Source organism: Nitriliruptor alkaliphilus DSM 45188 (assembly GCF_000969705.1).
GTDB classification, from domain to species: domain Bacteria; phylum Actinomycetota; class Nitriliruptoria; order Nitriliruptorales; family Nitriliruptoraceae; genus Nitriliruptor; species Nitriliruptor alkaliphilus.
This window is the reverse complement of the sequence record NZ_KQ033901.1, coordinates 3,922,136-3,943,365: the sequence shown is the minus strand read 5'-3', so window position 1 is coordinate 3,943,365 and position 21,230 is coordinate 3,922,136. Positions and strand designations below refer to the sequence as shown.

Below are 21,230 nucleotides of genomic sequence, written 5' to 3'. Positions count from 1 at the left end.
TCCAGCCGCGCTGGCTCTGCCGCGCCGCGCTGCTCGGCCTCACGGCGTTGCTCACGACAGGGTGTGGTGAGGCGGTGGCGCCGGTCAGCGTCAGTTCCGATGCGGAGCCGACGGCAGAGGAAGCGCAGGTGCCGGACCAGATCGGCGACACTCCCGACGAGACGCCCGACGCGGTACGCAGCCGCGCCCGAGAGCTCCTCGGTCCAGGACGCTACGGGGGGTTCTGGGCCGAGGACGGGACGCTGGTCGTTGGCTTCGTCGACGAGGTCAGCGACGCCGAACGTGACCAGCTGCGCCAGGTCGCCGACGGCCGACGGTTACGTCTCGAACCTGTCACCTACCCGCTCGCCGAGCTCGAGCGGTTGGCGGGTGAGCTGGAGACGCACCCGGACCTGGGCGAGCTGTCGATCAGCATCCACGAGCCGGACAACGTGGTCGTCGCGCAGGCACAGGACATCGACCGCGCAGCGGAGCTGCTGGAACCGTGGAGCGCCAGGCCGATCCACGTCGCCGAGATCCCGGTGGTGCATGCTCCCGTCGGGCGGGAACCGCCGACCCAGCCGTGACCGCACCGCCAGCTCGCCTACCGATCAGCGTCTGGTGAGTTCGGCAGCCGGGGATACCGCCGGCCTCGTCGCCTCCGTCGAGTCCGGCCACTGGCGCAGCTTGTCCACGTACGCCTCGACCGGAACCCTCACGGTGTGGCTCTCCGCAGTGGCCGCCTCGGAGCGCAACACCTCAGCCGAAGCCTGCAGCTGAGCGGAAGTGGACACCGTGCCTCGTTCGGGCGGAAGCTCGCTCCGGCACCCTACGTGGATGCGCAGCGATGGGGGAGTGGAGCCGTTCACACGGGTGGCCGGCGCGCCGGTCCCAGCCGCGGGTCCCACGTGCTCAGTACGGTTCGGTGGCGACCTGGTGGCCGCAGCGACGAAGGACCGGACAGTGGTTGTGGGACGGGACAGGACCGATGAGGTTCGGCGCCATGACGCTGAGGCGACCCCGGTAGGGGAGCTCCCCTCGCTCGAGGGCCACAGTCCTCTCTCGCGCACTTCGCGGCTAGCCCGGTCTACGAGGCCAGTTTCGACAGGATCGACGGAACGCCCCGACTGATGTCGGGGGCGTTCTCGCTGGCCGTGACACCATGTTGAAGCCGGCACGTAGAGCGAAGGTGGCCCGGGTGTGTCGGCGTTGGTGGACGCGATGCGGGGCAGGCCGGCGGCGTCGCGCGAGTGCCTCGGCACGTCGGAGGCCGCCCGCACCACCTCCGTCGTCGGGTCTAGAGGCCACGTAGAGCCGTCGTTGACGTCGACTCGAGGCCAGCCCGCAGGGTCGCAGGACGGCGCCGCGGCAGCGGCGACCGCCACAGGACCACGCGGGAGGGTCACCATGAGCCAGGTACTGACACCACGAACCGAGACGACGGGCGATGGACCGTCGCCACCCGGACGGACGCCGGGTCACGCACGCCGTTCGTTGGTCCTGCTGGTCGTGCTGCTCGGCCTGTTCCTCGGCGCGGCCGCGGGGTGGGTGGCGTACACGGCTGCCGCCGGCGGATCGGGGGAGATCCGGGGCGCGAACGCTTGGACGGCGCGACTGGAGGCCGAGGCCGAACACTACGCGCGGATGCAAGAGGCGCGGCAGCGTGAGGCCGACCAGCGTCGTTGGGAGGCGCAGGCCGACTGGTACGCGCCCGAGTGGCGCGACCAGTAGGTCCGGTCCGCGTCGTGGCAGGTCTGATCGCCGCACGGCACGACCTGCCCCGACCGCACCGACACCACCGGAGAACCTCCGATGTACGCTCCCGAGTGAGGGGAACCTTCGAGCCAGCGCGGCCGGATCGCGTTGCGCGGACCGGGGTGACCAGCGTGGACTTCGCCATCCTCGGCACGATCGAGGCGACCAGCGACGGCCGTCCGGTCGACCTCGGCCCGCCCAAGCAGCGCGCGGTCCTCGCCGCCCTGCTGCTCCACGCGAACGAGATCGTCGCGACCGACCGCCTGGTCGGGTTCCTGTGGGGAGACGACCCACCCCGGACCGCCGCGCACTCGATCCAGATCTACGTGTCGGATCTCCGCAAGCGGTTCGACGAGGCCGGCACATCGGCGGTCATCACGACGCGTACGCCCGGCTACGTCCTCCACGCCGAACCCGACGCGGTGGACGCGGCCCGCTTCGAACGGCTCGTGGTCGACGGTGGTCGCGCGGTCCGCACCGGCGACGTCCGCGCTGGTGCGGAGGCACTGCGCGATGCCCTGCGGATGTGGCGCGGCCCTCCGCTCGCCGAACTGAGATACGCCGACTTCACGCAACCCCACATTCGTCACCTCGAGGAGCTCCACGCCCAAGCCGTGGAAGCCTTCGCCGACGCCGGACTCCGCCTGGACGATGCTCAGGCCGCGCTCACGGGGCTGAGCAGCCTCGTCGAGGAGCAGCCGTTCCGTGAGCGGGCTCGTGAGCTGCAGCTGCTCGCCCTGTACCGCTGCGGACGACAGGCGGACGCGCTGCGGACCTACGAGACCTTCCGCCACCAGCTACGGGAGGAACTCGGACTCGATCCGTCCCCCGCGCTCCGGCAGCTGCAGGGTCGTATCCTGCTACAGGACACGACCCTGTTCGGCGCTCCAGCCGCGCTCGGAGGAGCGGACCCGTCGAGGAACCCGTTCAAGGGACTGCGTCCGTTCACCGAGGACGACCGGGCCGACTTCTTCGGACGGCAGGACCTCGTCGAGCAGCTGTGCGAAGCGCTGGCTTCCGGCGGACCGCTCGTGACCGTGGTCGGTCCGTCCGGCTCCGGGAAGTCGAGCGTGGTGGCCGCCGGCCTCATCCCGGCGTTGCGCGATGGTGCGGTCGCAGGGTCCTCGGCATGGCGCATCGTGAGCATCGTTCCGGGCGACGATCCGGAGGCCGAGCTCGCGGCGGCGCTCTCGGGACCGACGACCGACACCCTGCTGTGGATCGACCAGTTCGAGGAGCTCTTCAACCTCGGCGAGGATGCCGCCGCCGATCTCCTCCGCGACCTCGTCGCCGCGCTCGTCGACGAGGACCGCCGGGTGCGGGCGGTGGTCACCATCCGCGCGGACTTCTACGACCGGCCGCTGCTCCACTCTGGGTTCGCGGAGCTGTTCTCGGCACGCGTGGTCAGCGTCCTGCCGCTGACGGTCACGCAGCTCGGGGCGGCGATCACCGAGCCGACCCGCCGCACCGGGGTCGAGATCGAGCCGGCGCTGGTCGCCGAGCTCATCAGCGACGCAGCAGGTCGGCCCGGAGCGCTCCCGCTGTTCCAGTACGTCCTGACCGAGCTGTTCGAGCACCGCCAGGATCAGACGGTCACCCTGGGTTCCTACCACGACCTCGGCGGCCTGCAGGGCGCGCTGTCGCGCCGCGCCGAGGACCTCTACGGCCGATTCAGCCCGTCGGAGCAGGTGCTGGCCGAGCAGGTCCTCCTCCGGCTCGTGACGCCCGGGGACGGTTCGCGCGACGTGCGCCGCCGGACTCGAGCCAGCGAGCTGACCGGCCTCGACCTCGACCCGGTGGAGCTGGCAGGCGTGCTGGACCGCTTCGGTCACCACCGGCTGGTGACCTTCGACCGCGATGCGGCCAGCGGGGAGGCGACCGTCGAGGTCGCGCACGAGGCGTTGCTCGAGGCGTGGGACCGGCTGCGGGGCTGGATCGACCAGCACCGCGGTGACCTCCGCCAGCTCGAGCACCTCACGGCCGCCGTCGACGAGTGGATCGCGTCCGGACGCGACGCCGGCTACCTGCTCGCGGGTGGTCGACTCGACCACTACCGCGCCTGGAGCGAGCGCACGACGTTGGTCCTCACGGCGCAGGCGCACGCCTACCTCGAGGCGAGCCGAGACCAGCACCAGGTGGTCATCGTGGCCGACCCGAGCGAGGTAAGCGCGATCCACAGGCTGCTGAAGTCGGGCGCCGATCGGGCCACGGCAGAGCTCGGTATCCGCGTCGAGCACATCGCGACCGTCTCCGACACGACGCTCGAGCGGGTCGCCGACGAGGGGGTGCCGCTGCTCGTGGTGGTCCGCAACCGTGTGGCCAAACGCGACCACGCACGGGAGCACCCCGAGACCCACTTCGTGGTGCTGGACAGCGTGTACGACCCGCACCCCAACGTCACCTACGCACGCTTCGCCGAACACGAGGGATCGTTCCTCGTCGGCGCCGCGGCCGCCTTGACGAGCGCGACGGGCCGCATCGGGTTCATCGGCGCGATCGTCGACCTGCCGATCCTCTGGCGGTTCCAGGCCGGCTTCGAAGCCGGTGCACGACACGTCGCCCCGGATATCGAGATCGACAGCGTCTACCTGACCGGGCACCCCGACAGCAGCGGGTTCGAGAGCCCGACCCTGGCCGCACACGCCGCCACCGCCCTCTACCGCGGCGGAGCGGACGTCGTCTACCACGCCGCGGGACACGCCGGGCTCGGGCTGTTCGAGACCGCCGTCGCGGAGAGCGGTCGCCAGGCCCGACATCTGTGGGCGATCGGCGTCGACGCGGACGAGTACCGCAACGAACACGTGTACGGCGGCACGAAGCTGTGGGACTACGGCCCTGACGACTGGAAGCCGCACCTGCTCACCTCGATGCTCAAGCGCTTCGACCGCGCGGTTCACGACTCGATCGTCGACTTCCGCGCCGGACGGCTCGAGGCCGGCCTCAGGACGTTCGACCTCGCCAACGGCGGTGTCGATTACGCCACGAGCGGCGGGTTCATCGACCACCTCGTCCCGCAGCTGGAGAACTTGAAGGCCGACATCGTCGCCGGCCGCATCGAGGTGCCGACGGTCCCCGACGAACCCCCGCGGTTGGCCCGGTAGCGGAGCCCGCCGTTCGGCGGTCGAAGGACGCGAAGGTTCAGGCGGCCCGACCCGTGGACCGGTCAGCCGCGGCAGCGGGGGACGTAGCCGGGTTCGGGGTGATCCGCGAGGACGTAGCGACGCATCTCGGCGATGATCTGGCTCGACCAGCGGGGGCGCGGGCCGAGCCACCCGGACCGCCACGGACAGAAGCGTTCCGCGGTGGCAGACTGCCGCCGCGGTGCCACACGTCCCGCGGGGCCGACGGTGACCAGAGGGAGGGCCCGTGCAGACCGGACGTGGTGGGCCCCTCGAGCCGGCCGGAGACGGCGCCGCCGAAGCGCTGCTCGCTGCGGTCCGCGAGGTGGTGGCCGACCTGCGCCGGGAGCACGCGGTGCCGGCCGTCAGCCTCGACGCGGACCTGGAGGCCGACCTCGGCCTGGACAGCCTGTCGGTGGCCGAGCTGCTGGTGCGGACCGAGGAGCTGTTCGACGTTGCGCTCCCCGATGAGGTGTTGGTCGACGTCCGCACGCCCCACGATCTGCTGGAGGCAGCGGCCGCCGCGAGCGATGCCACGGCGGGCGGATCGGACGATGTCGGGCCGCCCCCTCTCCGGATGCCGACCAGGACGCCCCCCACCGTTCCCGCCGACGGTGCGACGCCACCGGCCCTGCCCGACCGCCACGACCGACCCACGCTGGCAGCGAGGCTCCACGGGGCGTGGACCCTCGCCGCCTTCGGCGTCATCGCAGCCCTCACCGGCCTGCTGATCGTCATGGCACCGACCGTTGCCCTGCGCTGGCGGCTGGTGCGCGCGGCCGGCCGGCTGCTCACGTTGCTCACGGGTATCCGGGTCCGCATCGCTGACGCACACCACCTGCCGCGTGCTCGTCCCTTCGTGCTGGTGGCCAACCACGCGAGCCACGTGGACCCGTTGGTGCTGGCCTTCCTGCTCGAGGAACCGGCGGTCTTCGCCGCGGTCGCGGACATCGCTGACAACCCGCTGCTGCGGCTGCTCCTGCGGCGGATGCACGTGCACCTGGTCGGACGAGGTGATCGCGCGCGGGGGGTCGCCGACGCCGAAGCGCTCACCGACGCCGTCCGCGCCGGCCGCAGCGTGGTCTTCTTCCCGGAGGGCCGCAGGTCGCCCAGCAGGGGCCTGGAGCCCTTCCGGACCGGCGCGTTCCTGGTCGCGGCGCGGTCCGGGGTCCCGGTGGTGCCGGTCGGCATCCGGGGCACCCGGGCCCTGCTCCCCGTGGGGCGGTCCCTCCCGCGACGCAGCACGGTCACGGTGACGGTGGGGCCCCCGGTCACCACGCGGCAGGACGGCTGGCAGGGAGCCGCCGAACTGCACCACGAAGCTCGACGTCTGATCCTGCGCCACAGCGGCGAGCCGGACCTGGTGTGAACGCGCGTACCGGTCGCCGGCGGTCGTGGCTCACCGCTCCCGTGCTCTCGGTCGCGGGGCTCTCGCTGGGGGCCGGGATCAGCGCGTTCGGGGTCACGGCCGTGGTGGGGGACGTGGCCGCCACGTTCGGTGAGGTCACGGTCGACGATGGCTCGCTCGGCCGGATCGGTCTGCCGGTCACCACCGTCGGCATCGCACTGGCGGTGGTCCGTGCGGCGTCCCTCGGCAGCCTCTGGCTCGCCGCCGTGGCCGACCGGCACGGTCGACGCCGCGTGCTGCTGAGCGTGGCCGCGGTGGGGTACGGCCTGAGCAGCCTGGCGGCCCTGTCCCCGGGGTTCTGGTGGTACGTGGCGCTGGTCGCCCTGGCCAGGCCGTGCCTGTCCGCGCTCAACGCCGTGGCTGGCGTGGTCGCCGCCGAAGCCTCGCGGTCGGTGGACCGTGCCGGCGCGCTCGGGCTGATCGCTGCCGCCTACGGGCTCGGCTCCGGGATCGTCTCGGTGGGGCGGGGGCTGTTGCCGGGCGACCCGTCGTTCCGCGTCGTGGCAGCGTTCTCCCTGGTCCCGCTGCTGCTCGTGCCGCTCCTGGCCCCCCACGTCAGTGAGCCAGCCATCGCCCGAGGTCGCGTGCGAGCGGACGGCCTCCCCGGCGCCGTGCCACGCCTCTACCGCCGTCGGGTCGCGGTGCTGGCGTTCCTCGTGGGGATGATCGCCATGGCGACGGGACCCGGCTTCACCTACCTGTTCGTCTACGGCGAGCGGGTCCTTCACGCATCACCGCTCGAGGTGGCGGCCCTGGTCCTCGCGGCCGGGCCGATGGGGCTGATCGGCATCCTGCTGGGGCGGTGGGGTGCCGATCGGTTCGGGCGGAGGGTGACGGGCGCCGTGACGTTGGGTGGCACCGGGCTCGCCGTCGCGGTCGCCTACTCCGGCGGCTTCGGGCACCTGGCTGTCGGCTACCTGTGCACCGTCCTGCTGGGCGGTGCGTTCGCGCCGGCGCAGGGTGCACTGGCCGCGGAGCTGGTGCCGACTGCGATCCGGGCGACGGTGGCCGGCTGGCTGACGGTCACGGGCGTCATCGGGGCGGTGCTGGGGCTCGCCACCTTCGGCATCGTGGCCGACGCCACCGGTGGGTTCACGGTCGCAGCGTGGTCGCTGGGCGGCATCGTCGCCGCATCAGCGGTCGTGTTCCACGCGCTCCCCGAGACCCGTGGCCTCGAACTCGAGGACCTCGAGGCGTGACGAGGTCCCGCCACCTCTTGCCGTCGCGCCTCGGGCCGGTGAAGCTGCTGCGAGGCACCACCGACCGGACGACGAGGAACGAGCATGGACGACAAGCTGATCGCGCAGGTCAGGGCCACCGCCAAGGCGCTGCGGGACGCGGTCTCGCAGACCGAGCAGGAGCTGAGCGACGCTGAGGCGGAACGGGCCGCGATCGACGCGCGGATCGACCAGCTCAACGGGCTCCTCGATCAACTCAACGCCGCAGCGAAGCAGGCGGACGAGACCGCTGGTGGTGGCACCGGGCGGGCAGCCCCCCGCAAGAAGGCGACGGCCAAGCGCACGTCGGCCAAGAAGGCCACGCGCAAGAAGGCCACGCGGACGCAGGCGACGCGCAAGCAGGCGACCGCGGCGGGTCCGGCGACGATGCCACCCGCGAGCGGCTGACCGACACCGACCTGGCCCGGCGGCGACGAAGTGAGACGCCCATGACCGACTACAGCCACGTCGGGCCGCTCGGCGAGGTGACCACCGTCCACGGCGAGGCGTTCCTCGTCTCGGGACCGGACGGCGACGTGTCGGGAGGAGACCAGGGCTTCTACGTCCGGGACACCCGGTTCCTCGACCGTCTCGAGTTCCTGCTCGACGGCGTCCCACCCTCGCCGCTGGCGGGTCGAGCCATCGACGCCGCCCGTGCCGTCTTCCACGGGTACGCGGCGCCGGGGGAGGATCACACCATCGACGCCACGCTGCTGGTGACCCGGCGCCGCGTGGTCGACGGGTCGCTGCACGAGGAACTGCTCCTTGAGAACCGGTCCTCGCGGCCCGCCACGGTGCACGTCAGCCTGTGCTGCGGCAGCGATTTCGCCTACATCTTCGACGTGAAGCACGGCCGGCGGAACCCGCGGCCGGCGCCGATCGCCAGCGACGGCCAGCTGGCCATCCACCGCGAGGCCGGTGTCGAGCAGGTGGTCCTGCGAGGCACGGCCGGCGCCGTCGCCGAGGGCGATCGCCTCGGCTGGGACCTCGAGATCCCCGGACGGCGCGAGGTCCGCTGCTGCGTGGACGTCGAGATCGTCGACGTCTACGGCGCGGCGCGGCCGCAGCGCCGGTGCGAGGCGTTCTCGACGCAGGCCGCGTCTCCTCCGACCGAGGACATCCCGAAGCTTCGCTGCTCCGACGATCGGTTGACCCGGCTCGTGCACTGCAGCCTCGAGGACCTCGCGTCGCTGAAGCTGCGCGACCCTCTCCGACCGGAGGACCGGTTCTACGCCGCGGGGAGCCCGTGGTACCTGACCTTGTTCGGCCGCGACGCGCTGTGGGCGGGCCTCATGTCGCTGCCGTTCGACCTCGGCCTCGTGGCTGGCACCCTCCGCGCCCTGGCTCGGCGGCAGGGGCGGCGCCTCGACCCGGACACGGAGGAGGCACCAGGCAAGATCCTCCACGAGATCCGGCGCGGCAGCCTCGTGCACCGCGGCGACCTCCCACCGAACTATTACGGCACCGTCGACGCGACGCCGCTGTTCGTGGTGCTGCTCCACGAAGCCTGGTCGTGGGGGATGCCCGCTGCCGAGGTGGAGGAGTTGCTGCCCAACGCCGAAGCGGCCCTCGCCTGGATGCGCGACCACGGTGACCCCGACGGTGACGGGTTCCTCGAGTACCGCAAGCAGGGCACGCGCGGGCTCGACAACCAGGGCTGGAAGGACAGCCACGACGGCATCCAGTTCGCCGACGGCCGCCTCCCCGAGCCGCCGATCGCCCTCGTCGAGGTGCAGTCGTACGCCTACGACGCCGCCACCCGAGGCGCCGAGCTGTTGGAACGCTTCGGCCGACCCGGCGCCGACGAGTGGCGCCGCTACGCAGCTGAGCTCCGTCGGCGCTTCCACGAGACCTTCTGGCTCACCGACGACGAGGGCCCCTACCTCGCCGTGGCCGTCGACGGGACCGGCCAGACCGTCGACGGGGTCGCCAGCAACATGGGCCACGTGCTGTTGTCGGGGCTGCTCGACGACGACCAGGCGGCGGCCGTGGCGCGCCGTCTGGTGACGCCCGAGGCGCACAGTGGTTGGGGGCTGCGCACCATGGCCACGTCCGCGGTCGGCTACAACCCGCTCTCGTACCACGGCGGATCGGTGTGGCCGCACGACACGGCGATCGCGGCCTACGGCTGCGCCCTCCACGGTCGGACGGAGGAGGCCGAGACCCTGCTTCGCGGCCTGGTGTCCGTCGCGCCCTACTTCCGGTCGCGGCTCCCCGAGCTGTTCGCAGGTACCTCGCGCGAGCCCGCCGACTTCCCCGTGCCGTTCCCCACCGCCTGCCGACCACAGGCCTGGGCCGCGGCCGCGTCGCTCCTCCTCGTGCGGGCCTGTCTCCGGCCGGAGGCCCGGGTCCCGGACGGGTACGTCACGTTCTCGCCGCTGTGGCCGCCGCCGTTCCGCCGTCTCGAGCTCCACGACGTGCCGCTCGCCGGCGGCTGGCTCGACATCACCGTGGACCGCGACGACGGCGTGACCCACCAGCTGCGCGCCTCCGACCTCGAGATCCGGACCCTGTCGCGGGCCGGCGGCGGACGACGCTGATCCGGCCGCGTGGGCGGTGCGCTCACGAGCGAGGCGCGGCCGCACGCGGTACCGGCCACTGCCGCGGAGGAGCAGCGGTGCCGTTGCTCGCGACCGCCCGCGCGTAGACCTGCTCGTAGCTGCGCACCATGACGCTGGCATCGAAGCGCTCCGCGGCGACCGCCCGACAGTCGGTGGCATCCATCCGTTCCGCCCGCTCCACGGCCGAGCAGAAGGCATCGAGGTCGCCCGGGGGCACGAGCACACCGCTGCGACCGTCGCAGACGACCTCGGGCACCGCACCGTCGGCGAAGGCGACGACCGGGGTCCCGCAGGCGTTGGCCTCGAGCGGCACGAGCCCGAACGGTTCCGGCCACCGGATGGGGAACAGGACCGCGCAGGCGCTGCCGAGGAGTTCGACCTTCGCCCGCGGCTCGGTGATCGTCACGAGCTCCACGTCGTTGGCGGCGATCATCGGCGCGAGCACCTGGTCGAAGTACGCGTGTTCCGCGGGTTCGTTGACCTTGATGGCCATCCGCAGGTGCCGGCCGAGGCGACGGGCGACCTCGATCGCCAGATCCGGTCCCTTGACCGGGTTGGCACGCCCGACGAAGACCAGGTGCCCCGACCGCGGTCCGATGTAGCGGTGCGCGGCGACGTCGATCCCGTTGTGGACCACACCCGCCAGCTGCACATCCGCGGGGGCCCGGTTCGCCTGGTCGTGGCTGATCGCCACGAGGTGCACCCGGCCGCCGAGGGAGCGACACAGATCGCTGGTCCCCGGCACCCACGGTCCGTGGAGCGTGTGCACCACTGGCGGTCCACCTGGCATGGCACCGAGTGCCGCGCCCGAGGCGGTGTGGTCGTGGATGACGTCGAACTGGCGGCGGTGCAGGTGGCCCTGCAGCACGTGGCTCAACTCGGTGGCCGCGTCGCCGAGGCGTGCGCTCGGTGGCTCGTTGTACGTGCTCCACAGCCGGGCGCGGGTCCGCGAGCCACCGCTGGCCAGGAGGGTCACCTGGTGCCCCGTCGCCACGAGCCCGTCGGCGAGCAGCGCCACCACCTCCTCGATCCCGCCGTACGCCCGGGGCGGTACGAGGAACCAGGGTGGGGCGACCTGAAGGATGCGCATGCCCACGGACCTCCGACCTACCGACGATGCGGCGTGCGCGGCCGGGCGGCAACCTTCCATGGGCCCCGGCCGGTCACGCTGTGCGGCGGGTCGGTGACGCGTCCGGTCGGCTTTCACGCCGCGGGCTGGCCCCCCGTGTGCCCAGGCGTCCGAGACCCGTGGTCGCCGAGTCGACGCTACGTTCGCCACGTACCCGTCCGTCCGACCGGCCCGACGAGGTGTCGTCGTGCTCCTGATCCTTGTCGGCCTGGCGTTCGCCGTACCGATCCTGTGGACGGTCTCGGTCGGCGCGGTCCGTGAGGTCCGTGAGGTGCGGGCGTCGGATCCACGTCTCGGCTGTCAGGCGTGGGTCGCGGTCGCGGGGCTGCCTGGTCGTCGCTACCGCTGTGGCGCGTCGGTCTACGCCGGCGGGCCGTGGTGCCTGCGCCACGAGGTCGACCGGGAGGACCAGCAGGAAGTGGCGGCGGATGTGACGCTGATCGACGAACCCCAAGGGGTCGGGCGGGCACTCGTGCGGGCGCGCGTCGGGGTGCCGTTGGCGGCGGTCACCGCCCTCGCCGCCGTCTAGCACCCCGCGTTCGGCGAGGCGCTGTCCGGTGGGTCGGGCATGGCCTGCATCGCCTTCTTCGGTGGTCCAGGTGCGGTGACGCTCACGTCGCTTGGCGGCAACGTGGTCGACGACGCGAGCTGCATGACCGGCGGCGACGAGGTGGTCGGCGATCTGATGCTGGCTGGCCTGGGTGACAACGGTGGGCCGACGCTCACCCACCTACCCGCGGCGGGGAGCCCGGTGCTCGGCAGCGCGGACGCCGGCCGGTGCCCCGCCACCGATCAGCGCGGCGTCACCCGGCCGCAGGGAGACGGCTGCGACGCTGGCGCCGTCGAGCGCGAGGTCCCCTGACCCGAGCAGATCCGGTGACCCGGCACGCATCGCGTGCCGTGTCACCGGGTCACCGGGTCACCCGGAGGTCGGGGAGTTCGATGGTGGGTGCGCCGCTCGTGCGCGGGTTGAGCACGAGGCTGACGCGATCGGGATCCGATCTCGGCTCCGCTCCCTCCTCGCGCGGGGCGCGTCGGAACACGAGGACGCCCTGGGCGACCTGTCCGGAGCGCGTGAACAGGTCCGTCGCCGGCTCGGGAGCCTCGTACGTGTACGGGGTGCCGGAAGGATCCTCGAGCTCGGGCTCCCCGGCGGCGAACGCGACGTCTTCGGGGGACCCGTTCCAGACCTGGAGGGGGACGCGGACCAGATCGTCCTCGAACCGCACGTCTCCGACGACAACCTGCAGTCCGGTGTCGAGGATGACGTGCGCGGCGGTGTCGTTGGCCACGTCGTCGATCGTCGGCTCCCCGGTGCAAGAAGCCACGACCGTTGCGAGCGCGAGCAGCAGAGCCCGTCGGTGGTAGCTCACGATGGCGGCTCCACGCCGACGATGAGCACCTCGACCCGACGGTTGGCCGCACGGCCGTCCGGATCGTCGCTGCCGTCGCCGAGTTCCTCCTCGGCGACGGGCTGTCTGCTGCCGTAGCCCTGAGCGGTGAGGCGCGACGCAGGCACCCCGCGGTCGACGAGGCCCTGCACGACCGCCTCCGCACGCTCGAGCGAGAGCTGGTCGTTGTACTCGTCCGAGCCCAGCCCGTCGGTGTGGCCACCGATCTCCACCGGCGCCGCGTCGTAGTACTCGAGCACCTCAACGAGGTCGTCGAGGGCTCCGTCGGCCCCGTCGCGCAGCTCCGCCGAGTCGAAGTCGAACAGGATCGTCTCCTCCAGGGTCAGCATCGTGCCCTCGGAGGTGGTCTCGCCGGCGAAGGACTCGATCACCTCGCCGACCCGGATCTCGACGCTGGTGACCGGGGCAGCGTCGGGTTCCCGCACGGTGACGGTGGTGGGGGGCACCGGGCCCGGCTCGGTGAGATCGATCGTGGTCGGTGTCACGTCGGCACCCCCGGGACCGTCGACCACCTCGAAGACCGATCGATCGGGCAGGGGTTCGTGAGACGCGGAGGGCGCGCCGGTGTCCGTGCACGCGGCGACTGCGAGCGCCGCAGCGACGAGCCACGGGGCCCGGCTCGGAGCCGAGCTGCGCATCAGTCGTCCGCCGGTAGCGGGAGGTCCTCTATGCCGATGAACGGCTGGCCGCTCCTGCTCTGGTTGCTGTTCAGGCGGAGGTCGAACCGGGTGGCGTCCGTCGCCAGCGCGCCGCGGAAGGCGAGCGTCGCCGACAGGCTCCCGCCCGCCGGGGTCTCGAGTCTCGGGTTGTCCGAGGGTGGGACGAACTCGTAGCTGCGGCCGGTGTTGTCCTCCAGGCGCGGTGTGGCAGCGCCCAGGGCGACGGTGTCGGTCCAGCCGTTCAGCAGCTCGATGTCGACCAGGATGGCCATCGGCTCCACCGTCACCCGGGTGACGGCGACCTGCACGCCGGGGTGGCCGCTCAGGCCGTCGATGAGCTCGTCGAGCTCCAGCGCCCCGGTCCTGACGGTGAAGGGCGAGTCCCGGTCGTCCTCGTCACCCTCGGCCTCCTCCGCCGAGACGTCCGACGTCGATCCGTCCGTCTCGCCGTCGTTGGGCGGCCCGTCGTCATCGGAGGTCGCCCCGCTGTTGGTGTCCGCGGAATCGTCATCAGCCGCGTCGCTCGAAGCTGCAGCGTCCGTCTCGGCCGCCGTGTCGTCGTCGCTCGAGCACGCGGCCAGGACCAGCACGGCGGCGAGGGCGAGGAGCACAGGGCTCAGGTGGGAAGTGATCGCAGAACGACGCATGGTGCCCCCGTCGAGATCGTCGTCTCCAGCTCCGGGACCACGAAGGCCCCGTCGTCGGGCGGAGGTTAACCGAGCGGAGCGACGACGAAGGCGAGGGGTGTGGCCCCTACGCTCGGAGCGTCGCGAGCCGGCCCCGGCCGGCTCGTCGTCGTCACGCCCCGCGGTCGCCGTCGCCGTGGGCGGCACGGCCCCCGAGCGGGCGACGGCGGTGCGGGTCGTGCCTACGGTTGTGACGTCTCCCTCGCTGGCAGGATCCGATGACCGCCCCGCTGCGTCCGACCACACCCGTGGCGATCGTCGGGGCCGGGCCCGTCGGTCTGGCCCTGGCGCTGGGGCTGGCGCGTCACGGGGTCGACTCCGTCGTGCTCGAGCGGAACCCGACCACCAGCGCCCACTCCAAGGCCGCGGGCATCCACGTGCGCACGCGGGACGCGCTGCGCCGGTGGGGTATCGAGGACCGGTTCCTCGCAGCGGGACACCTGGTCACCGACCTGGTCCTGCACGACGCCGGCCGGCAGGATCACGCGCTGTTCCACCTCGACTTCCGCCGCCTCGAGGACGAGGTGCACCGCCCCGGGCTGCTCGTGCTCGAGCAGAGCGAGACCGAACGCCTCCTGCTCGAAGCGGTCCGTGAGACCGCCCGGTGCGAGGTGGTCTTCGGCGCCGAGGTGACCGACCTCGAGCCGCACGAGGACGGGGTGCGCGTCCGGTTCCGTCGCGAGGGCGAGGGACCCCCCGACGGGCTGATGGACGCCGAGTACGTGGTCGGCTGCGACGGCGCGAGCAGCACCGTCCGGGACGTCATCGGTGCGGGGTTCGAGGGTCGGACCTACCGGCTGCGCCCCATGCTGGCCGACGTCGCCGTCCACGATGCGCGGGACGACCTGCCGTGGCCACGTCTGGTCGACCGTCGCGCAGGACCAGGTGGGCTGACCGCTGGCCTGCGTCTCCGCCGGGGGCTGTGGCGCATCATCCACCTCACGACCCGGACCGACGGTCCCGACGATGTGCCGGACGAGGAGGTTCAGCGCCGGGTCGACGCGGTGCTCGGCGAGGGCCCGGTGGATGTCGTCTGGAGCAGCCGGTTCCGGATCCACCGCCGGTCGAGTCCGCGGTTCCGCCATGGTCGGATCCTCCTCGCGGGTGACGCAGCGCACGTGCACAGCCCGGTCGGAGGCCAGGGCATGAACGCAGGTATCCAGGACGCCTCCAGCCTCGCCTGGCAGCTCGCCGGCGCCGTCGGTGGCGACGACGCCGACCGACTGCTCGACGCCTACGACGCCGAACGACGCGCCGTCGTCGGCGGGGTGAGCCGGTTCACCGACGCCCTCACGCGCGTCTACCTCCAGGCCCCCCGGTGGCTGCGCCGGACGGTGTTCACCGTCCAGCGGTCCGCGCTACGGATCCCGGCGGTGCACCGTCGAGCGCTGCGTCGCATGGCGATGCTCGACCTCCGTCTGCCGGCGTCACCGCTCGTCGACCGTGCCGATCGCGCCGCAGGTACCCGCCTTCCCGATCCGCTGCTGATCGCTCCCGACGGCTGCGAGCGACGCCTGCACCAGCTGCTGCCCGTGGGACCGGCGCTGGTGCGTGTCGGCGGGGAGACGGACGACCCGCCGAACGGCGGCGACGAGGCGGACGTGGAGGCCGTGATCCGGATCGGACCCGGGGGCCACCACGATCCTTCCGGGCTGCTGCGGGGGCTGACGGGCGGGGACGACGGGTGGGTCCTGGTCCGCCCCGACGGCTGCGTCGCGTGGGCACGCAGCGACTGCTAGGAACGACATACCCCCACAACGGAGCCGGTGTTGCGTGTGACCCGAGAGCTGGCCGAGCAGCTCGGCATGACCGAGTCGTCGCGCCGTGCCGTCTCGTCCGGGGTCGTCTACCAGATCTACCCCCGCTCGTTCCGTGACACCTCCGGGGACGGTGTGGGGGACCTGCCCGGCATCGCAGCTGGCGTCGCACACCTCGAGCGGCTCGGGGTCGACGGGGTGTGGCTGTCGCCGATCCACCCCTCGCCGATGGCTGACTTCGGCTACGACGTTGCCGACTACACCGACGTCGATCCGCTGTTCGGGACGTTGGCCGACCTCGACCGGCTCGTCGCGGAGCTCGGGGAGCGGGACATCTCGCTCCTGCTCGACTGGGTGCCGAACCACACCTCCGACCGGCACGCGTGGTTCGAGGCGTCACGATCGTCGCGCGACGACCCCAGGCGCGACTGGTACGTGTGGCGTGACCCGGCCCCCGACGGCGGCCCGCCGAACAACTGGACCCGCCACTTCGCCGACGAGCCCGCCTGGACCTTCGACGAGCACACCGGTCAGTACTACCTGCACCTGTTCCTGCCGCAGCAGCCGGACCTGAACTGGGCCAACGAGGGCGTGCGGGACGCGATGGTCGGCGTGCTGCGCTTCTGGCTCGAGCGTGGCGTGGCGGGGTTCCGCGCCGACGTGGTGCACCTGATCGGCAAGGACGCGGCGCTCGCCGACGACCCTCCCGAACGCATCGGGGTGCCCCGGGCGGGGTTCCACGACGAGGAGATCACCCACACCTACCTCGGGCAGATCCGGGACGTCCTCGACGAGTACGAGGCGACCATGGTCGGTGAGGTGAACCTGCCGGACGCGGCACGGGTCGTCCGCTACGTCGGCGACGACCGGTTGCCGATGGCGTTCTACTTCGGGCTGCTGTATGCGCCATGGGAGCGGGACACGTGGCGAGACGTCCTGGCCTACGCCTACACGCACTTCGACGGCGCGGATGCGTGGCCGGTGTGGGCCCTCGGGAACCACGACACGCCCCGGCAGGTGACCCGCTACGGCTCACTGGCGAGGGCCCGCGCCGCCGCCGTCGTGCTGCTGACCCTCCGCGGCACGCCGTTCCTGTACGCGGGGGAGGAGCTCGGGCTGGCGGATGCCGAGGTGCCCGAGGACCGCGTCGTCGACCCCGGCGGGCGCGACGGCTGCCGCGCCCCGATCCCCTGGGACGCGTCCCCGACGCGCGGGTGGCCCACCGCCGACCCGTGGCTGCCGTGGCCACCGGACACCGACGACCACAACGTGGCCGCCCAGGAGGCCGACCCGGACTCGACGCTGCACCTGTACCGGCGGCTGATCGCGGCACGGCGCGACAGCTCGGCGTTGGCGCTCGGGTGGTTCGAGTTGCTCGACGGGACCGCCGACGTGCTCAGCTACCGACGCTGGCTGGACGGCGACGAACGGCACGTCCACGTGAACTTCTCCGACGAACCCCGTGACATCGCGGCGCCCGCCGGCACGGTCGTGGTCAGCACCGAACGCCACCGCGAAGGTGCGCCGTTCACGGGTCACCTCGGCACGACCGAGGCCCTGGTGGTGCGGCCTACCCCGTGACGTTCCGGTCGGTCTCGGTGATCTTCGAGAGGCCGCGTGGCGCGTCGGGGTCCAGCCCGAGACGCCGGGCGAGCGCTTCGACGATCAGCTGCGCGGGGACGATCAGTCCGAGCGGCGCGAGCGCCTCCGGCAGGTCCGGCCCCGGGACGACGACGTCACACGCGGCCTGGAACCCGGCGTCCCCGCCGATCCCGACGGTCCGCGACCCGAGGCTGGACAGCTGTGCGGCGAGTTCGGTCATCCCGGGCAGCATGGGCCCGTCAACCGCCGCCACCAGGACGCACACGCTGCGCTCGCCGACGATGGCGATCGGCCCGTGGCGGAGGTCCGCGTACGACAGCCCCCGTACCGGCTCCAGGCAGGTCTCCTCGAGCTTGAGCGCCACCTCGAGCGCCGTCCCGTACACGATGCCTCGACCGCTGACGAGGGTCGCCGGCGACGACGCCAGCGCATCGACCGCGGCGTCGACCCCGGCACGCCGCTCGATGAGCGCGGCGACCTCGTCGGGTACCCGGGCCATGGCCGGTTCGAGCGACGAGGCAGCTGGCCCGAGTGCGTCCGCGATGACCGCGATCGCGGCGAGCTGGCTGGTGTAGCTCTTGGTCGCGGGGACCGCACGTTCCGGTCCGGCAGGGGTGACGAGCGCGAGGTCGGCCCCCGCCGCGAGGGCGCTGTCGGCGCCGTTGGTGATCGCCACCGTCCGGGCACCCTGCGTGGCGGCCCACGCCTGCGCGGCCACGATCTCGGTCGTCTCGCCCGACTGCGAGATGGAGACCACCAGGGTGTCGGACAGGTCGCGTTCGACGCCGTAGTGGGTGGCCAGGCTCGGGGCAGCGAGCGCTGCCCCGTGGTGGGCGTGGACCTCGAGCAGGTAGCGCCCGTAGACAGCGGCGTTGTCGGACGATCCACGGGCCACGATCAGGACGTCCCGTCGATCGCCGGCGAGGCGTCGTAGCTCGCCGCGCAGGGGCAGCAGGTCGGTGAACGTGCGACGCAGGGCGTCGGGCTGCTCGCCGATCTCGGTGGCCATCAGGGTGCTCACGCGCGTTCCGCTCGCTCGTCGGTGCGGACGTGGTCGAGGGTGACCGGCTCGCCCGACGCGGCCGATCGTGCGGCGGCCAGCGCCACGCGGGTCGCGGCCAGACCGTCCTGGCCCGTGGCCCTCGGCTCGACGCCGTCGCGCATCACCGCGAGGAAGTCCTCGACGAGCCCACGGTTCGGGTCCGCTCCCCAGTCCAGCCACCCGAGCGGGCCGTGTGGGCCCCCGTGGACGACCAGGTGCTGGCTGAAGGCGTCCACCTCGGTGACGCCTCCCTCGGCGATCAGCTCGAGGGTGAGGCCACCCCACGTGGGGTAGTCGTCGGGCTTGCTCCACGAGCAGTCGATGGACGCGAAGGTGCCGTCCGCGTAGGTCAGCACGACCAGACCGCCGGTCTCCACCGGCACGACGCCGGCGTGCAGGATGCGGTTGGTGGCCGCGTACACCTCCACCGGGTCCTGCCCGAGCAGCCACCGCAGGACGTCGGCGAGGTGGACCACGTGATCCATCAGCGCGCCGCCACCGGATTCACGCGGATCGACGAACCACGAGCGGTGGCGCATCGGCAGCTCGCCCTGGTTGGTGCCGTGCGCGGCGAGGATCGTCCCGAGCTGGCCGCCGGCGACCTGTTCGGCGACCTGGCGCATCGGCAGGCTGTAGCGCATCGGGAAAGCGGTGACGAGCGGCACGTCCGCCGCCGTGCACCCCTCGACGATGGCGAGGGCGTCCGTGTCGGTGGTCGCCAGCGGCTTCTCGCAGAGCACGGCGACACCCGCCGCCGCGGCAGCCTCCACGTCCACCCGGTGCCGGGTGGTCTCCGAGCAGACGAGCACGCCGTCCACGCGGCCCAGCAGTGGTTCGCGGGCTGGAGACCAGGGGACCTGGTGCTCGTCGCACCAGGCACGGACCCGGACCGGATCGTGATCGGTCGCACCCACCACCTCAGCCCCGGCGGCACGGAGAGCGACCACGTAGGCATCCGCGTGCACGTGGGCCACGCCGAGGAAACCGATCCTCATCGGCTCACCTCGGTGTCCTCGTCGGTCCCGCCCACCGCGACCGGTCCTCCGGACTCGATCGACGCGGACACGGCGGTCGCGAGCTCGACCGCCGCCAGACCATCGGCCGCGGTGACGATCGGGCTGGTCTCCCCACGCAACACCGCGAGGAAGTGCGCGATCTGGGCCGCGTACGGGTCGGGCGTCGCCGCGGTCGTGGGGCGTGGAATGGCCGCGCTGCTCCCCGCCTGCGCGCGGGAGACGGTGCGGACCGGCTGATCACGGTCGGAGTCCCACGACACCACACCCAGGTCGCCGGCGACCTCGCCGCGGGTCCGGAAGGTCGGCGGGGGGTGGGCCCACGAGGCGTCCACGTGGGAGATGGCGCCCCCGGCGTGGCGTAGCACCGCCACCACGTGATCGACGCCGGCCTCCGGCCCAGCCGAGGCGACGCCGCGGGCGTAGACGGAGGTCACGTCTCCGGCGAGCCACCGGGCCTGATCGAGGTCGTGGACCATCAGGTCGAACACCAGGCCACCGGACTTGACGTGGTCGAGGAACCAGTTGTCCGCCGCCTTGTGAGGTCGGTAGGTCGCTCGCGACAGACGCAGCACCGCCGGGCGTCCGATGACACCGCGGTCGATCGCCGCCTTGGCGGCGGCGTACTCGGGGAAGAAGCGGACCACGTGGGCCACGAGCAGGTGCACGCCGGCCGCGGCACAGCTCGCGACCACGTCCGCCGCCTGCTCGACGGTCCGGGCGAGGGGCTTCTCGCAGACCACGTGCTTGCCCGCGTCCGCCGCGGTGATGGCGACCTCGGCGTGCAGGTGGGTCGGCGCGCAGACGTCGACGACGTCGACCTCCTCGAGGAAGGGTCCGAGCTCGGTGTGGGCGACCGCGCCGTAGCGGTCGGCGAGCACGCGCGGAGGCGTGTCCGGCCCGGCGATGACGGCCGCCGGGGGCACACCGGCTGCGGCCCACGCCGCCGCGTGGGTGGTGCCCATGAACCCGGCCCCGACGATCCCGATCCGGGTCACTTGATCGCCCCGGAGGTCAGGCCGCGCATGAACTGCTTGGAGAAGATCACGTACAGCGCCATCATCGGCACCATGGCCAGCGTCAGGACGGCCAGCACCGCGTTCCAGTCGCTGACGAACTGGCCGAGGAACAGCTGCGCGCCGAGGGTGACCGTCCGCACCGACTCACCGGGGGTGAGGATGAGCGGGAACCACAGGTCGTTCCAGATCGGCAGCATCGTGAACACGGCGACGGCCGCCAGCCCGGGACGGACCAGGGGGACCACCATCCGGAAGACCCAGTACTCGCTGGCGCCGTCGACCCGAGCGGCCTCCTTGAGTTCCTTCGGGACCTGCCGGAAGAACAACGTGAGGATGAAGACCGCGAGCGGCAACCCCATCGCGGTGTACACCAGGACCAGGGCGGTCCGGGTGTCGATCAGGTTCAGGCTCACCAGCATGCGCAGGATGCTGACCGATCCGAGGCGGATCGGGATCATGATCCCCACGGCCAGGTAGAGCCCGAGCAGCGCGTTGCCCTTGAACTCGTACTCGGCCAGGGCGAAGGCCGCCATCGCGCCGAGCAGCAGGACCAGGAAGACCGCGGCGAGGGTCACCACCAGGCTGTTGCCGAAGTACAGCTCGAAACGGGCCCGCTCGAAGACCGTGCTGTAGCCGACCGCGTCGAAGGTCTCCGCGGTGGGGGGCGTGAAGGGCGAATCGAAGATGGCCCGGCGTGACTTGAACGAGTTCATGATGATGAGCACGATCGGGCCACACGCCACGAGGGTGTAGAACAGCAGCACGGCGTGCGGCCCGAGACGCCCGAGCCTGGTGCGCAAGGTCGGGGCCGGTCGGTGCCGCGTCGGGGTCGCCCGCCCGGCGGCGGGTGCCTCGCTGGTGACGGTGCTCAT

At 72.4% G+C, this 21,230-nt stretch carries 19 protein-coding genes; 11 read left to right on the top strand and 8 right to left on the bottom strand.

The window, feature by feature from the left end; genetic code table 11:
- Positions 1 to 128 precede the first annotated feature (128 nt).
- The 7 genes from NITAL_RS18240 (at position 129) to NITAL_RS18205 (ending at position 10,018) form a co-directional block, all read left to right on the top strand.
- The gene (locus tag NITAL_RS18240; protein WP_157041936.1) at positions 129 to 566 is read left to right on the top strand and encodes a hypothetical protein; all 438 of its coding nucleotides are present in this window, start codon (positions 129 to 131) and stop codon (positions 564 to 566) included.
- Positions 567 to 1,473: 907 nt separating this feature from the next.
- Positions 1,474 to 1,710, top strand: coding sequence for a hypothetical protein (locus tag NITAL_RS18230; protein WP_211262503.1), 237 nt, complete (start codon positions 1,474 to 1,476; stop codon positions 1,708 to 1,710).
- A gap of 155 nt (positions 1,711 to 1,865) precedes the next feature.
- Positions 1,866 to 4,835: an nSTAND1 domain-containing NTPase gene (locus NITAL_RS18225; protein ID WP_169786887.1), complete on the top strand. Its 2,970-nt coding sequence runs from the start codon at positions 1,866 to 1,868 to the stop codon at positions 4,833 to 4,835.
- 265 nt (positions 4,836 to 5,100) lie between these two features.
- The gene (locus tag NITAL_RS18220) at positions 5,101 to 6,222 is read left to right on the top strand and encodes a 1-acyl-sn-glycerol-3-phosphate acyltransferase (RefSeq protein ID WP_052667583.1); all 1,122 of its coding nucleotides are present in this window, start codon (positions 5,101 to 5,103) and stop codon (positions 6,220 to 6,222) included.
- Positions 6,219 to 7,460, top strand: a complete 1,242-nt coding sequence (locus tag NITAL_RS18215) for an MFS transporter (RefSeq protein WP_052667582.1) — start codon at positions 6,219 to 6,221, stop codon at positions 7,458 to 7,460. The genes NITAL_RS18220 and NITAL_RS18215 overlap by 4 nt, the downstream gene beginning before the upstream one ends.
- 84 nt (positions 7,461 to 7,544) lie before the next feature.
- On the top strand, positions 7,545 to 7,886 hold the full coding sequence (locus NITAL_RS18210) for a hypothetical protein (protein ID WP_052667581.1): 342 nt from the start codon (positions 7,545 to 7,547) through the stop codon (positions 7,884 to 7,886).
- Between the two features lie 41 nt (positions 7,887 to 7,927).
- On the top strand, positions 7,928 to 10,018 hold the full coding sequence (locus NITAL_RS18205) for an amylo-alpha-1,6-glucosidase (RefSeq protein WP_052667580.1): 2,091 nt from the start codon (positions 7,928 to 7,930) through the stop codon (positions 10,016 to 10,018).
- 22 nt (positions 10,019 to 10,040) lie between these two features.
- Here NITAL_RS18205 and NITAL_RS18200 read toward each other — a convergent pair whose 3' ends face one another.
- On the bottom strand, positions 10,041 to 11,129 hold the full coding sequence (locus NITAL_RS18200) for a glycosyltransferase family 4 protein (RefSeq protein ID WP_052667579.1): 1,089 nt from the start codon (positions 11,127 to 11,129) through the stop codon (positions 10,041 to 10,043).
- 226 nt (positions 11,130 to 11,355) lie between these two features.
- Here NITAL_RS18200 and NITAL_RS18195 point away from each other — a divergent pair, with 226 nt between their 5' ends.
- Complete coding sequence (locus NITAL_RS18195; RefSeq protein ID WP_052667578.1) at positions 11,356 to 11,697, top strand: hypothetical protein; 342 nt, start codon at positions 11,356 to 11,358, stop codon at positions 11,695 to 11,697.
- Between the two features lie 39 nt (positions 11,698 to 11,736).
- Positions 11,737 to 12,030: a choice-of-anchor Q domain-containing protein gene (locus NITAL_RS18190; RefSeq protein ID WP_052667577.1), complete on the top strand. Its 294-nt coding sequence runs from the start codon at positions 11,737 to 11,739 to the stop codon at positions 12,028 to 12,030.
- Positions 12,031 to 12,079: 49 nt separating this feature from the next.
- Here the strand turns inward: NITAL_RS18190 and NITAL_RS18185 are convergent, their stop codons facing one another.
- The 3 genes from NITAL_RS18185 to NITAL_RS18175 all read right to left on the bottom strand — a co-directional run bounded on the left by NITAL_RS18185 (position 12,080) and on the right by NITAL_RS18175 (position 13,850).
- Complete coding sequence (locus tag NITAL_RS18185; protein WP_052667576.1) at positions 12,080 to 12,541, bottom strand: hypothetical protein; 462 nt, start codon at positions 12,539 to 12,541, stop codon at positions 12,080 to 12,082.
- A complete protein-coding gene (locus tag NITAL_RS18180; RefSeq protein ID WP_169786886.1) occupies positions 12,538 to 13,065 on the bottom strand; it encodes an OmpA family protein in 528 nt (175 codons plus the stop codon). Before NITAL_RS18180 ends, NITAL_RS18185 begins: the two co-directional genes overlap by 4 nt.
- Before the next feature lie 152 nt (positions 13,066 to 13,217).
- The gene (locus tag NITAL_RS18175) at positions 13,218 to 13,850 is read right to left on the bottom strand and encodes a hypothetical protein (RefSeq protein ID WP_052667574.1); all 633 of its coding nucleotides are present in this window, start codon (positions 13,848 to 13,850) and stop codon (positions 13,218 to 13,220) included.
- 293 nt (positions 13,851 to 14,143) lie between these two features.
- On the opposite strand from NITAL_RS18175, the gene NITAL_RS18170 reads away from it, so the two are divergent.
- Positions 14,144 to 15,664, top strand: a complete 1,521-nt coding sequence (locus NITAL_RS18170) for an FAD-dependent oxidoreductase (protein WP_052667573.1) — start codon at positions 14,144 to 14,146, stop codon at positions 15,662 to 15,664.
- A gap of 66 nt (positions 15,665 to 15,730) precedes the next feature.
- Positions 15,731 to 17,263, top strand: a complete 1,533-nt coding sequence (locus tag NITAL_RS18165; RefSeq protein ID WP_052669798.1) for an alpha-amylase family glycosyl hydrolase — start codon at positions 15,731 to 15,733, stop codon at positions 17,261 to 17,263.
- Here NITAL_RS18165 and NITAL_RS18160 read toward each other — a convergent pair.
- The 4 genes from NITAL_RS18160 to NITAL_RS18145 are packed head-to-tail and all read right to left on the bottom strand — an operon-like array spanning position 17,253 to position 21,230.
- Positions 17,253 to 18,293: an SIS domain-containing protein gene (locus NITAL_RS18160; protein WP_052669797.1), complete on the bottom strand. Its 1,041-nt coding sequence runs from the start codon at positions 18,291 to 18,293 to the stop codon at positions 17,253 to 17,255. The genes NITAL_RS18165 and NITAL_RS18160 overlap by 11 nt on opposite strands.
- An 8-nt stretch (positions 18,294 to 18,301) precedes the next feature.
- Positions 18,302 to 19,321 (bottom strand): Gfo/Idh/MocA family protein, encoded by a 1,020-nt coding sequence (locus NITAL_RS18155; protein ID WP_052667572.1) that lies wholly within the window; start codon positions 19,319 to 19,321, stop codon positions 18,302 to 18,304.
- Positions 19,318 to 20,337, bottom strand: coding sequence for a Gfo/Idh/MocA family protein (locus tag NITAL_RS18150; RefSeq protein ID WP_211262500.1), 1,020 nt, complete (start codon positions 20,335 to 20,337; stop codon positions 19,318 to 19,320). Before NITAL_RS18150 ends, NITAL_RS18155 begins: the two co-directional genes overlap by 4 nt.
- Positions 20,334 to 21,230, bottom strand: coding sequence for a carbohydrate ABC transporter permease (locus NITAL_RS18145; RefSeq protein ID WP_083441731.1), 897 nt, complete (start codon positions 21,228 to 21,230; stop codon positions 20,334 to 20,336). The genes NITAL_RS18150 and NITAL_RS18145 overlap by 4 nt, the downstream gene beginning before the upstream one ends.

Bases quoted from the DNA above. Each gene is read 5' to 3' on its own strand.
- NITAL_RS18210 (WP_052667581.1), top strand. From the start codon at position 7,545: ATGGACGACAAGCTGATCGCGCAGGTCAGGGCCACCGCCAAGGCGCTG.
- NITAL_RS18205 (WP_052667580.1), top strand. From the start codon at position 7,928: ATGACCGACTACAGCCACGTCGGGCCGCTCGGCGAGGTGACCACCGTC.
- NITAL_RS18200 (WP_052667579.1), bottom strand. From the start codon at position 11,129: ATGCGCATCCTTCAGGTCGCCCCACCCTGGTTCCTCGTACCGCCCCGG.
- NITAL_RS18190 (WP_052667577.1), top strand. From the start codon at position 11,737: ATGGCCTGCATCGCCTTCTTCGGTGGTCCAGGTGCGGTGACGCTCACG.
- NITAL_RS18170 (WP_052667573.1), top strand. From the start codon at position 14,144: ATGACCGCCCCGCTGCGTCCGACCACACCCGTGGCGATCGTCGGGGCC.
- NITAL_RS18165 (WP_052669798.1), top strand. From the start codon at position 15,731: ATGACCGAGTCGTCGCGCCGTGCCGTCTCGTCCGGGGTCGTCTACCAG.
- NITAL_RS18160 (WP_052669797.1), bottom strand. From the start codon at position 18,293: ATGGCCACCGAGATCGGCGAGCAGCCCGACGCCCTGCGTCGCACGTTC.
- NITAL_RS18155 (WP_052667572.1), bottom strand. From the start codon at position 19,321: ATGAGGATCGGTTTCCTCGGCGTGGCCCACGTGCACGCGGATGCCTAC.
- NITAL_RS18145 (WP_083441731.1), bottom strand. From the start codon at position 21,230: ATGAGCACCGTCACCAGCGAGGCACCCGCCGCCGGGCGGGCGACCCCG.